Raw genomic sequence first — 10,366 nt, 5'->3', positions numbered from 1 at the left:
ACAGCCGGCGGTTCAGCTTTTTTAACGAAATTGCAACGATTCGCCGCCTCGCGCGTTGCTATGCGGGCGCCTCTTTTGCTGAGGCCAAACGGCAGGGCGCCCGCGTGGAATTGTAAGGGGGTCGAGATGGCGTTCATCAACTGGCAGGACAAGGCTCCGAGTGGGGCGAGCGAAACGGAGCGGTTTCTGTGCGTTACAGGCGTTCTCGCGCTTGCGACGCTGCCGTTCGCGCTATGCGCGGCGCTGACGATCTGGGGTTCGTGACGGTCTAGCCGCGCAGTCGCTGCAGAGCGACAGCGCGAGCGGCGTGAACGATGCCCCGAGCCACGAGCAGGCGATCATTTCTGCAAGGCGCGAGCCTTGGCCTCGCAGCTCTGTCCTCGCTAGATGGACGGCGCGCGTTCTCGGCGGAAAGCGCTCGACTGGGATTCGCTAATGGCGAGCGGCCCCTCGTGCGCTACCCGGGGAAACGCGCGCTCATAGAGCAGACCGTCAGGCCGCCTCAGCTCGAAACGCCTTTCGCCGTTTTCGACGAAGGCGTGTTGACGCCGAACGACGCATTTTTCGTGCGCTATCACCTCGCCGGCGTGCCGCTCGGCATTGATCCGGAAGCCTTTCGCCTCGAGGTGCGGGGCCATGTCGAGACGCCGCTGTCGCTCTCGCTCGAAGCGCTCAAGCGCGACTTCGAGCCGATCGAGATTGTCGCCGTGAACCAATGTTCCGGCAACAGCCGCGGCTTCGTCGAGCCACGCGTCGGCGGCGGACAATTTGGCCATGGCGCGATGGGCAATGCTCGCTGGCGCGGGGTCGCGCTCAAGACGCTGCTCGATAAAGCCGGACCCAAGCCGGGTGCTCGGTCCGTCGCCTTCAACGGGCTCGACTCTCCAGTGGCGCCGGAGACGCCGGATTTCATGAAGGCGCTCGACCTCGGCCACGCCGGCGACGGCGAAGTGATGCTCGCTTACGCCATGAATGGCGAAGACCTGCCATGGCTCAACGGCTTCCCACTGCGGCTGGTGGTTCCCGGCTGCTACGGGACCTATTGGGTGAAGCACCTCAACGACATCGAGGTGCTCGACAGCGATTTTAGCGGCTTCTGGATGTCGAGCGCCTATCGCATCCCCGATAATGACTGCGTCTGCGTCACGCCCGGCGCGCCGAAGGGGGCGACGCGGCCGATCAAGCGGCTCAATGTCCGCAGTTTCATGACGCGGCCGGCCGAAGACGCGAAAGTCGCGGCCCATGTCGCCTTCGAGGTCAGGGGCATCGCCTTCGATGGCGGCCATGGCGTCGAAGCGGTGCTGATCTCAGCCGATAACGGCGCGAGCTGGGCCGCGGCTCGGCTTGGCCAGGATCTCGGACGGTATTCCTTCCGCGAATGGCGGACCGAACTGTCCCTGCGGCCCGGCGTGCATCATTTGAAATCCCGCGCCGTCAATCGCGTCGGCCAGTCGCAGCCCTTGGCGCCCTTATGGAACCACGCCGGCTATATGCGGAATGTGGTGGAGACGGTTCGGATAGAGGCGGTGTAACGAAACATGCCGCGCTTTCGCAAAACGCTCATCCTGATGGCGACGGCGGCGTCTCTCGCGCCGGCGCTTGGCGCCGCCGAGACACGGACCTATTCGCTGCCGGAAGAAACGGCGACGCTGCGCGCCGGACCGGGCCAGGAAACCGCGCAGAACAATTGCGCCGCCTGCCACTCCGTCGACTATATCGAGCGCCAGCCGCCGAAGATGGGCCGGGCGTTCTGGGAGGGCGTCGTCAAGAAGATGATCACGTCCTACCATGCGCAGATCGACGAACCCGACGCCGCCGCGATCGTCGATTATCTCGCCGCGACCTATTGAGCGCGGCTCAGGACGCTTCGCCGATCGGCCATTCGCCCTTGTAGACGCCGCCCTTGTTGTCATGGGCTTCGACGCGAATCGTCTTCGCGCCATTCGGCGCATAGGTGAAGCGGAAGGTCGGGTCTTCCGAGAGCGAGATGCCGCCTTCCATCTTGAAGATCGGCGTGTCGCCCTGAAAGACTTCGACAGCGTCGATGAAATGCGCCGGCAGATAGGCGCGCGAGACCGGGTCCATTTGCATGCCCGAACTATTCGGGTGGCGGATCATGATCTGCGCTTCGCGCCTCGCCGGATCGGCGCTCTTGAACTCGCGATATTTCATCTTGCCGAGATTGGCGACCGCCTCGTCCTGATCCTTGACGGCGGGCGCCGAACAGCCGCCCGAGGCTTTGACGAATTTCGCGTCCGCGCGCAGTTTGCCGTCGCTTGTCTCGGCCACCGCATGGACGTTGGAATAGGAATTGACCCGCACGCGGGTTTCGATGAAGCCGACGCCGGACTTGTCGCCGAGCGTGAAGGCCGCGGCCATCGGCATCGGGTTCTGGTCGATGACCAGCGTCGCGAGTTTGATTTGCGCCGGGTCGGCGAAGCGCATGGTCATCGGCACGATCGCCGCGTCCTCCGCCCGCGCCGGCGCGTCGAGTGCGATGACGCCGTCAGCCGTCGCGATCGGGCGACTGTGGAAAATATCGACGGCGAGTTCGGGCCAGGGATCGGGCGTCGACTGGGCGAGGGCCGCGGTCGAAACGAGAGCGAAGAGGGCGCCGGCGGCGGAAAGAGCTGCTTTGTTCATCCGGCATCCTCCTGACAACTTCATCATTGCGAGCGTAGCGAAGCGATCCATTGAAAGGCGCCCCGGCTCTGGATTGCTTCGTCGCGGCGCTGCTCGCACTGACGGCAAGAGCGCTGATCTACTGGCAAGAATAAGCGCGAACCCCGCTCGCCGTCACGTGACAAAGTCATCCTCACGGCCCCTCCCACTCCAACTCCGCAAATCCGGCCGTTGCGTTGCGGGCGTTGTAGTCCTCGAAAAGCTTCCATTTCTCCCGCTCTTCGGCGCCAGCGGTCTTGGCGGCCGTGCCGACTCCCTCGCCCTTCTTGATCGCGGCGCGAAGATCGGCGGTGAGGCGCATCAGGTAAGCGCGCTGGTCCTCGAGCGCCTTGGGCCAGGGCGCGGGGAGGGGGCCGTGCCCGGCGACGACCTGCGTCGCCTTGATCGCCGCGAGCCTGTCGGCCACGTCGAGAAAGCCGAGCAGGCTGCCGTCGACGACCGGCACATGCTGCAAAAAGAGCAGATCGCCGGAAAACAGCACGACGCTTTTCGGATCGAGGATGGTGAGGTCGCATTCGCTGTGCGCCGTGCGCCACGCCTGCAGGACGATCTCGCGATGGCCGAGATCGAGCGTCATTATTTGGTCGACGGTCAGTGTCGGCGCTACGATGGTGACGCCGTCGAGGGCGTCGCCCATCTGCGCGCGGAACGCCGAAAGATAATGCGGCCCGCGCGCCGCGAGTGCGCGCGGCAGATTTTTGTGCCCGACGAAGGTCGCGCCGGTCTCGAGGAAGGCGCCGTTGCCGAATGTGTGGTCTGGATGCGCGTGGGTGTTGATGACGTAGCGAATGGGCTTTTGGGTCTTTTCGCGCAGCGCCGCGAGGAAGGCGCGGCCTTCGATCAGGCTGCCGCCCGTATCGATCACCGCGACCGCTTCGTCCCCGACGATGGCGCCGAGATTGGCGATGTCGCCCGCATTTTCCCGGGTCATGAGGGAAGTTTCGCCCTGATGCGCGTAAACGCCGGGGGCGATTTCGCTTAAGGAAAAGGCGCTGGCGGGATAGCCGGCGACAAGCGGCGCGAGCGCCGCGACGAGCGCCAGCATGCGACGCAACATGTTGTTCGCCTTGGCTGTTTTACGGGCTAGCCGATGCGCTGCATCGCACGGCCGCGCCTTTGTTTTTTGCGATTGCGATTCAAGCGCTAGCGACATATTATCCCGCCGTTTCCGAGTTAAAAGATGTCTCCCGGACGGGAACCGGGAGCTTCTCGCCGCTGGCGGACGTTTTGTCCCGCCGGCATGAGACATAAACGGAAATCGCCTTCCCAATGTCGAGGCGCCTAGGAGGCACGACGTCGGCGGCGGCGCATAAAAATGCGCCCCGGGCGTCGTCAGGAGGAAAAGCTCATGCATAAACTGTTGTTGTCGACTTCGGTGGCCGTACTCGCGCTCGCCGGCGCGGCGAAGGCTGACGATTTGCAGACCCTGCAGAAGGATCCCAAGCAGTGGGTGATGCCGACGGGCGATTACGCCAATTTGCGCCATTCCGCTCTTAAGCAGATCACGACCGAGAACGTCGGCAAGCTCGCGCCGGCGTGGCAGTTCTCCACCGGCGTTCTGCGCGGCCATGAAGGCGCGCCGCTCGTCATCGGCGACGTCATGTATCTGCATACGCCGTTCCCCAACAATGTTTATGCGCTCGACCTGAAGGACCCGGACCACAAGATCCTCTGGAAGTATGAGCCCAAGCAAGATCCGTCAGTCGTGCCGGTGATGTGCTGCGACACGGTGAACCGCGGCCTCGCCTATGGCGACGGCAAGATTTTCCTGGCGCAGGCCGACACCACGCTCGTCGCGCTCGACGCCAAGACCGGCAAACTCCTTTGGTCGGTCAAGAACGGCGATCCTTCCAAGGGCCAGACCTCGACCGCGGCCCCGCATGTCTTCAAGGACAAGGTGTTCGTGGGCATCGCCGGCGGCGAATTCGGCGTGCGCGGCCACATCACGGCCTATGACGTGAAGACTGGCCAGCAGGTGTGGCGCGGCTATTCGATGGGCCCCGACGCCGATACGCTTATCGAGCCGGGCAAGACCACCCATCTCGGCAAGCCGGTCGAGAAGGACTCGGGCATCACGACCTGGGAAGGCGATCAGTGGAAGATCGGCGGCGGCACCACCTGGGGCTGGTACAGCTATGATCCGGACCTGAATCTCGTCTACTACGGCTCGGGCAATCCCTCGACCTGGAACCCCAAGCAGCGTCCGGGCGACAATCGCTGGTCGATGACGATCTGGGCGCGCGACCTCGACACCGGCAAGGCGAAGTGGGTTTACCAGATGACGCCCCACGACGAGTGGGACTATGACGGCATCAACGAGATGATTCTCGCCGACCAGGACATGGGCGGCCAGAAGCGCAAGACTCTCGTCCACTTCGACCGCAACGGCTTCGCCTATACGCTTGACCGCGCCACCGGCGAGCTGCTTGTCGCCGAGAAATTTGATCCGGCGGTGAACTGGGCGAGCAAGGTCGATATGGACAAGAGCTCCAAGACCTATGGCCGTCCGCTCGGCGTGGCGAAATATTCGACGGAGCAGAACGGCGAAGACGTCAACACGCAATATGTCTGCCCGGCGGCGCTTGGCTCCAAGGACCAGCAGCCGGCGAGCTATGACGCGACGACGGGGCTGTTCCTGGTTCCGACCAACCACGTCTGCATGGACTACGAGCCGTTCCGCGTGAGCTATACGGCGGGCCAGCCCTACGTCGGCGCGACGCTGGAAATGTTCCCGGCGGGCAAGGACAAGGGCGAGACCCACACTGGCAACTTCATCGCCTGGGACGCCAAGGTCGGCAAGATCGTCTGGTCCAATAAGGAGCAGTTCTCGGTCTGGGGCGGCGCGACGTCGACGGACGGCGGCGTCACCTTCTACGGCACGCTCGAGGGCTATCTGAAGGCCGTCGACACGAAGACCGGCAAGGAGCTCTATAAGTACAAGACTCCGTCGGGCATCATCGGCAACGTCACCACCTATGAGTCCGGCGGCAAGCAGTATGTCGCGGTGCTCTCGGGCGTTGGCGGCTGGGCCGGCATCGGTCTGGCGGCCGGCCTCTCGAAGAGCAACGAGGGACTCGGCGCCGTGGGCAACTATGCGTCGCTGGCTAACTATACGGCTCTCGGCGGCGTGCTGACTGTCTTCGCTCTGCCGAACTAAGCGAGACGCGAAGCAATTAGAAGCCGGCGCTCGGCGCACCGTCAAGGTGCCGCCGAGCGTCGGCGTTTACACTGTGTGGGAAGAGAAGAGACCAAGGAGAGAGGTAATGAGATCGTCGCTGGCCGGAGCGCTAGCTCTGGGCGTCATCATGTGCGTGGGAAGCTCCGCCATGGCCGAGGCGCCGGGAGACCCCAAGGCCGTCAAATCGACCGACGGCAAATATTTCGACGCCAAAGGCGACCCCACCTATAACGTCGGCCCTGACGGCAAGGTGGACTGGTACACCTTCTCCGGCTATCGCCGCTATCATGCGGAATGCCACGTCTGCCACGGCCCCAACGGCGGCGGTTCGACCTATGCGCCGGCGCTCAAGGATTCGGTGAAGCGCTTCAACTACGCGGAGTTCGCCGGCATCGTCATCGGCGGCCGCCAGAACGGCAACAGCGTTATGCCGGCCTTCGCCGACAACAAGAACGCCTCCTGCTACATCGACGATCTCTATGTCTATCTGCGCGCGCTCTCGACCGGCGCCATCGAGCCCGGCCGTCCGGGAAAGAAGGAAGATCGCCCGGAAGCCTTCGCCAAGGCCGAGACCGAGTGCATGAGCCAGAAATAAGAGCGTCATTTCGATCGCATGATCCGCTTCACTCATCGGCGCGGCTTATCCGCGCTGCTATCGACGGGCTGGGCCGCCGCAATCCTCTTTGTGGCGGCCCCCGCCCCGGCGCAGCATATGGGGCCGGACTCGGGCTCCAAGGCCGACGACAATCAGGGTTCGATCGAGCTCGTCGATCCCAAGACGCTGCGCGTGTGCGCCGATACAAACAATCTGCCCTTTTCGAACGACAAGGGCGAAGGCTTCGAGAATCGAATCGCCGAATTCCTCGCCAAGAAGCTCGGCAAGGATCTCGCCTATACCTATTATCCGGGCGCCACGGGCTTTGTGCGCAACACGCTCAACGCGCATCTTTGCGACGTCATCCTCGGCATGCCGCAGGGCAATGACCTCGTCCAGCCCACCAATCCTTATTACCGGACGACCTACGCCATCGTGACCCGCGCGGGCTCGGAGCTTGACGGCCTAAAGACGCTCGACGACCCAGGTCTGAAGGAAAAGCCGCATCGCATCGGCCTTGTCGCCAACACGCCGCCCGGCAATGTGCTGGCGATGAATGGTCTGATGGCCTCAGTGAAGCCCTATGCGCTGATGGTCGACACGCGCGTCGAATCTTCCGGCGCGGCGATGGTGCATGATCTCGAAAAGGGAGACATCGACGTCGCGCTGCTGTGGGGGCCGATCGCCGGCTACTACGCCAAACATTCGAGCGTGAAGCTGAATGTGACGCCGCTGCCGGAGACGCCCGGCGCCCGCATGGCCTTCCGCATCGGCTTCGGGGTCCGCCATTCCGATCAGAACTGGAAGCGCGAACTCAATACGCTGATCGCCCAGAACAGGCCCGAGCTGGAGCGCATTCTTCGCGACTACGGCGTCCCGCTGCTCGATGAGTCGGGACATCAGATCGCTGCTCCACGATGAATTTGATCAAGCCTCCTGTTCTCGGACTTGTCGCAATCTGTGCAGTGCTTGCGCTTTGCGCTTCGCCGGCGTTTGCCCAAGCGCCGCCGGAGCCGGAATTCTATCGCATGGACAATTATCATGCGCCGACGCCCGCGACGCTGAAGGGCGCGACCGTGCTCGACACGCCGCAGGCGTTTGAACTGTGGAGCGGCAAGAAGGCGGTTTTCATCGACGCGCTTTCGCGGCCGCCCAAGCCGGAAGGCCTGCCGAAGAATGCGGTGTGGCGGGATCCGAAGCGCTTCGACATTCCCGGCAGCGTCTGGCTTCCCGACACCGGCTTTGGCGAACTCTCCGAACCGATGGCGCGCTATTTCGAGCAGGGCGTGGCGCGCGCGAGCGGCGGCGACAAATCGAAGCCGCTCGTCTTCTATTGCCGCACCAATTGCTGGGCGTCCTGGAACGCCGCGAAGCGCGCGCTCACCCTCGGCTATACGCATGTGCTGTGGTATCCGCCCGGCGCCGACGCCTGGGAGCAGGCCGGTCATCCGCTCGAGGAGCGCCAGCCCGAGCCGCGCGAATAGACGTCGCGGCGCGCGCACATTCCCGTCAAGCGCGAGCGAAACGAGGCGATCCAGACTTGATTGCTTTGTCGCTACGCTCATCGCAATGACAGGCGCCGCTCACTCCATCGCCTGCTGGATCGCGCGCGCGAGCGCGCCGAAACGCTGCTCGATCAGCGCCGGGCTCTCGCACACATAGCCGACCATGCGCCGCTGCTCCTCGAAGAGCCGCAGGCGCCACTGCACGGCTTCGCTCGCCTTTTTGATCGCTTCGGGGTCCGGCGGCTTTTGATCCTGCAGTTCCCGCAGCGTCTGCGTCTCCTTGCGCGCCATCTCCGCCATGGCTTTCAGGCGCCGGCCAAAACGGTCGAGGCCGTTGACCAGGTCGCGCCGCTCGTCATTCATGCGCTCATAGACGCCGGCGAACAGCGTCGTCAGCCGCTCCTTGCGCCTATCGCCCGCCGATTTGGCGAATTGCGCAACCAGCCGCTCAGCGTCATCCATCGGCGTGCGTCGCTGCGCGAGGCGCGTGACCAGATCGGCGATTGTTGCATCGTCGCGCCAATGTTTCACCGCGTCGTCGAGCGGCGGGCCGGCCCAGACGCCACCGACTGCGAGCTCGGGCACGCGCACCTGTCGGCACGGCCAATCCGGCTGGCTTTGCTGGGGCGGCCCCTGCGCCGTCGCAGCGTCGGCGAAGACGAGCAAAAAAAGAGTGAGAAGCAGGCTGCGATGCGTCATGAGGTTCGCCGGACGTCGCAGGATCGCGACGCGCTATAATGCCCCATGCAGATCATCCCCGTCATTGATATTCGCAACGGCGCGGTCATGCGCGCCCGCGCCGGCGACCGCGACAGCTACAGCCCGATCGTGTCGCCACTTGCCGAAACAAGCGCGCCGGCCAATGTCGTTGCGGGCTTTTTGGCGCTTCATCCATTCGAGAAAATCTATATCGCCGATCTCGACGCAATTCAGGGCAGCGGCGACAATCTACGCGAGATTGGCGCTCTGACCGAGCGGTTTCCATCGCTTCGCTTTATGGTCGACGCCGGCCCCGCGTCCTGGGACTGGCGCGGCGCGGCGCACGTCGATTGCGTGATCGGCAGCGAATCCTTACGTGACAGCGAATCCCTGCATGCCGCGACGCATGATCCTAATGTCGTTCTCTCGCTCGATTTTCGCGACGAGGTTTTTTTGGGTCCCGATGCGCTGGACGAATGTCCCAAGCTGTGGCCGAGCCAGGTCATCGTCATGACGCTCACGCGCGTCGGCGTCAGCGCGGGTCCCGACTTCGCGCGCGTCTCGCAGATCGTTGCGCGTGCGGGCGATCGGCGGGTCTTTGCGGCTGGCGGCGTTCGCGACGCGGACGATCTTGAACGGCTTGAGGCAATCGGCGCCGCAGGCGCGCTGGTCGCGACGGCGTTGCACGATGGCGCTCTGATTCGCGCCGACCTCGATCGCTTCACATCGGCGCACAAAAAAAGGGAGCCCTGAGGCTCCCTTGAAAAGCGAACCGCCAAAACTCAGTTGGCGGCGAAAGGATGTTTCGCGGTGACGCGGGCCGACAACACGCTGCGCGCGCTCGGATCGCCTTTCATCGCGCGGGCGATGGCTTCCTTCGTCGCAGAGTAATTGAAGTCCTGAATCTTCTGATCGTCGTTGGCTTCCCAGTGGATGAACACGCCGACGCAGATGAAGAGGTCGTCCGCCTGGCTCATCGGGATGACGCCCTCGGCGACGCTGTCGGCGACCGCCTTGGCGACGCCATATTGCGCCGGGCCGAACATCTGAACGGCCTGCTTGGCGTTCTTGATGGTCACCTTGTTGAACATCATCGTATAGGGCTTCACCAACAGGTTTGGCGCGATGACGGCGAGAAGCGTCGTAAAGCCGTCCTTGTTGTTGACGAGGCCGTTGGCGAAGGCCTTCTCGGCGGCGGAGCCGCGCGGACCCATGATCAGGTCGATATGCGCGACCTCATTGCCATCGCCGACGAGCGATTCGCCGACGCTGGTCTTGGCGCTGCTCGACGTGAAGCCAGACGACGGCTTCGGAAAGAGCGCGCCCAGTATTTTCTCAAAGAACGAAGCCATGATCCCATCCCTTCCGGTGCGTTCGCGTCCCTGCGGCGTCTCTGGTTTTGCGCGCGCGGAATGCCCCTATTGCTAGTTGCGCCCTCCCTCGGGGAAGACGAAATTTCTGCTGGCGGCCGCCCCCGCGCGCCAGACTTTAGAACTCTGCCGGCGTCATCGGCTTGCAGCGTCGATGCTTGGCCGCTGAGCGGCGGCGTCGGTCGGCTGCGAGCGCGGCGGCGGGGAGCGTTCGGCTCCCCGCTGCGCATATTCCTACGCGGCTCAGTTCGGCGCGAAGGGGTGCTTGGCTTCGTTGCGCTTGGCGACGACTTCCGAAGCCTTCGGCTCGCCCTTGACGGCGCGGGCGATTGCTTCC

At 63.9% G+C, this 10,366-nt stretch carries 12 protein-coding genes and 1 pseudogene; 8 read left to right on the top strand and 5 right to left on the bottom strand.

Annotated elements, in window-relative coordinates; translation table 11 throughout:
• Positions 1-126: 126 nt before the first annotated feature.
• From NEI07_RS12570 to sorB, 3 genes are read left to right on the top strand one after another with little or no spacing between them, the layout of a single operon-like run.
• A complete protein-coding gene (locus NEI07_RS12570) occupies positions 127-264 on the top strand; it encodes a hypothetical protein (RefSeq protein WP_256034967.1) in 138 nt (45 codons plus the stop codon).
• Positions 265-314: 50 nt separating this feature from the next.
• On the top strand, positions 315-1,532 hold the full coding sequence (gene sorA, locus NEI07_RS12565; RefSeq protein ID WP_256034966.1) for a SorA family sulfite dehydrogenase catalytic subunit: 1,218 nt from the start codon (positions 315-317) through the stop codon (positions 1,530-1,532).
• Positions 1,533-1,538: 6 nt separating this feature from the next.
• On the top strand, positions 1,539-1,850 hold the full coding sequence (sorB, locus tag NEI07_RS12560; RefSeq protein WP_256034965.1) for a SorB family sulfite dehydrogenase c-type cytochrome subunit: 312 nt from the start codon (positions 1,539-1,541) through the stop codon (positions 1,848-1,850).
• 7 nt (positions 1,851-1,857) lie between these two features.
• Here sorB and NEI07_RS12555 read toward each other — a convergent pair whose 3' ends face one another.
• Both NEI07_RS12555 and NEI07_RS12550 read right to left on the bottom strand, forming a co-directional pair.
• Positions 1,858-2,643, bottom strand: a complete 786-nt coding sequence (locus NEI07_RS12555; RefSeq protein WP_256034963.1) for a quinoprotein dehydrogenase-associated SoxYZ-like carrier — start codon at positions 2,641-2,643, stop codon at positions 1,858-1,860.
• Positions 2,644-2,815: 172 nt separating this feature from the next.
• Positions 2,816-3,739 (bottom strand): quinoprotein relay system zinc metallohydrolase 2, encoded by a 924-nt coding sequence (locus NEI07_RS12550; protein ID WP_256034962.1) that lies wholly within the window; start codon positions 3,737-3,739, stop codon positions 2,816-2,818.
• A 291-nt stretch (positions 3,740-4,030) separates the two neighbouring features.
• Between NEI07_RS12550 and xoxF5 the strand changes: the two genes are divergently transcribed.
• The 4 genes from xoxF5 (at position 4,031) to NEI07_RS12530 (ending at position 7,939) form a co-directional block, all read left to right on the top strand.
• Complete coding sequence (xoxF5, locus tag NEI07_RS12545) at positions 4,031-5,839, top strand: lanthanide-dependent methanol dehydrogenase XoxF5 (protein WP_256034961.1); 1,809 nt, start codon at positions 4,031-4,033, stop codon at positions 5,837-5,839.
• A gap of 148 nt (positions 5,840-5,987) precedes the next feature.
• Complete coding sequence (locus tag NEI07_RS12540; protein ID WP_305123724.1) at positions 5,988-6,455, top strand: c-type cytochrome, methanol metabolism-related; 468 nt, start codon at positions 5,988-5,990, stop codon at positions 6,453-6,455.
• Positions 6,456-6,473: 18 nt separating this feature from the next.
• Positions 6,474-7,376 (top strand): substrate-binding domain-containing protein, encoded by a 903-nt coding sequence (locus tag NEI07_RS12535; RefSeq protein WP_256034959.1) that lies wholly within the window; start codon positions 6,474-6,476, stop codon positions 7,374-7,376.
• A complete protein-coding gene (locus NEI07_RS12530; RefSeq protein ID WP_256034958.1) occupies positions 7,373-7,939 on the top strand; it encodes a PQQ-dependent catabolism-associated CXXCW motif protein in 567 nt (188 codons plus the stop codon). The genes NEI07_RS12535 and NEI07_RS12530 overlap by 4 nt, the downstream gene beginning before the upstream one ends.
• Positions 7,940-8,038: 99 nt before the next feature.
• Here NEI07_RS12530 and NEI07_RS12525 read toward each other — a convergent pair whose 3' ends face one another.
• Entirely contained in the window at positions 8,039-8,659 is a 621-nt protein-coding gene (locus tag NEI07_RS12525; RefSeq protein WP_256034957.1) for a hypothetical protein, read from the bottom strand.
• A gap of 45 nt (positions 8,660-8,704) precedes the next feature.
• On the opposite strand from NEI07_RS12525, the gene NEI07_RS12520 reads away from it, so the two are divergent.
• On the top strand, positions 8,705-9,412 hold the full coding sequence (locus tag NEI07_RS12520; protein ID WP_256034956.1) for a HisA/HisF-related TIM barrel protein: 708 nt from the start codon (positions 8,705-8,707) through the stop codon (positions 9,410-9,412).
• Positions 9,413-9,441: 29 nt separating this feature from the next.
• Here the strand turns inward: NEI07_RS12520 and fae are convergent, their stop codons facing one another.
• Both fae and NEI07_RS12510 read right to left on the bottom strand, forming a co-directional pair.
• Positions 9,442-10,011: a formaldehyde-activating enzyme gene (gene fae / locus NEI07_RS12515; protein WP_014890840.1), complete on the bottom strand. Its 570-nt coding sequence runs from the start codon at positions 10,009-10,011 to the stop codon at positions 9,442-9,444.
• Positions 10,012-10,272: 261 nt separating this feature from the next.
• Positions 10,273-10,366 (bottom strand): annotated as a pseudogene (locus NEI07_RS12510) (formaldehyde-activating enzyme); the annotation flags it as partial.

Source organism: Methylocystis suflitae, assembly GCF_024448135.1.
In the GTDB taxonomy this organism is placed as follows: domain Bacteria; phylum Pseudomonadota; class Alphaproteobacteria; order Rhizobiales; family Beijerinckiaceae; genus Methylocystis; species Methylocystis suflitae.
This window is presented reverse-complemented; position numbering and strand designations above follow the sequence as displayed.

Bases quoted from the DNA above. Each gene is read 5' to 3' on its own strand.
- NEI07_RS12570 (WP_256034967.1), top strand. From the start codon at position 127: ATGGCGTTCATCAACTGGCAGGACAAGGCTCCGAGTGGGGCGAGCGAA.
- sorA (WP_256034966.1), top strand. From the start codon at position 315: ATGCCCCGAGCCACGAGCAGGCGATCATTTCTGCAAGGCGCGAGCCTT.
- sorB (WP_256034965.1), top strand. From the start codon at position 1,539: ATGCCGCGCTTTCGCAAAACGCTCATCCTGATGGCGACGGCGGCGTCT.
- NEI07_RS12555 (WP_256034963.1), bottom strand. From the start codon at position 2,643: ATGAACAAAGCAGCTCTTTCCGCCGCCGGCGCCCTCTTCGCTCTCGTT.
- NEI07_RS12550 (WP_256034962.1), bottom strand. From the start codon at position 3,739: ATGTTGCGTCGCATGCTGGCGCTCGTCGCGGCGCTCGCGCCGCTTGTC.
- xoxF5 (WP_256034961.1), top strand. From the start codon at position 4,031: ATGCATAAACTGTTGTTGTCGACTTCGGTGGCCGTACTCGCGCTCGCC.
- NEI07_RS12540 (WP_305123724.1), top strand. From the start codon at position 5,988: ATGTGCGTGGGAAGCTCCGCCATGGCCGAGGCGCCGGGAGACCCCAAG.
- NEI07_RS12535 (WP_256034959.1), top strand. From the start codon at position 6,474: ATGATCCGCTTCACTCATCGGCGCGGCTTATCCGCGCTGCTATCGACG.
- NEI07_RS12530 (WP_256034958.1), top strand. From the start codon at position 7,373: ATGAATTTGATCAAGCCTCCTGTTCTCGGACTTGTCGCAATCTGTGCA.
- NEI07_RS12525 (WP_256034957.1), bottom strand. From the start codon at position 8,659: ATGACGCATCGCAGCCTGCTTCTCACTCTTTTTTTGCTCGTCTTCGCC.
- NEI07_RS12520 (WP_256034956.1), top strand. From the start codon at position 8,705: ATGCAGATCATCCCCGTCATTGATATTCGCAACGGCGCGGTCATGCGC.
- fae (WP_014890840.1), bottom strand. From the start codon at position 10,011: ATGGCTTCGTTCTTTGAGAAAATACTGGGCGCGCTCTTTCCGAAGCCG.